Source organism: Vibrio sp. YT-19(2023) (genome assembly GCF_033337395.1).
Map to the genome: position 1 here is coordinate 1 of NZ_JAWOQN010000723.1, position 612 is coordinate 612.

1 protein-coding gene and 1 pseudogene are annotated in these 612 nt (G+C 46.1%); one reads left to right on the top strand and one right to left on the bottom strand.

The window, feature by feature from the left end:
* Window positions 1-123: pseudogene (locus R7E78_RS28105) on the top strand (23S rRNA pseudouridine(2604) synthase RluF); the annotation flags it as partial.
* Between the two features lie 56 nt (window positions 124-179).
* Here R7E78_RS28105 and ybaK read toward each other — a convergent pair.
* Window positions 180-612: Cys-tRNA(Pro) deacylase (gene ybaK, locus R7E78_RS28110; RefSeq protein ID WP_318058884.1), on the bottom strand; the 433-nt coding region annotated here is incomplete at its 5' end.

Genomic DNA, 612 nt, shown 5'->3' on the forward strand with positions numbered 1-612 from the left:
GAGCATGGCAGACCGCAAAACAAGCCTCAAACACCGAGCAAACCGAAGCAGCATTACGTCAATCCGAATACGACAAGTAAACCGGCAAAACGCACTAGTGGCACATTAAGCCTCAAAAAATAACAATAAAGGACGCTTTCGCGTCCTTTTTCTTTGTTGGTCATTCAACCCAAACTGGCTTACAAGCATAATGGGGCAAACTGCCCTCTGGTCAAAGCCACAAGATCTTGCGGAGCAAGCTCAATTTCTAAGCCTCGTTTACCCGCGCTCACACAAATCGTCTCTTGTTCTTTTGCACTTTCATGTAGAAAGGTTGGCAACGCTTTCTTTTGTCCAAGTGGACTAATGCCGCCAACTACATAACCCGTTGTCGTTTTGGCGAGGTCTGGGTCTGCCCTGTCGGCTTTTTTACCCTTTGCTGCTTTGGCTGCCAATTTTAGATTCAGTTTTTGATCCACAGGAATGATGGCTATTGCCAAGTTTTTGGGCTCGCCATTAAGGCAAAACAACAGGGTTTTGAATACTTTTTTAGGATCTTGCCCCAACACTTCAGCAGCTTCTAACCCATAGCTGTCTGCTCTCGGGTCATGTTCATACTGGTGAATGGTGTGA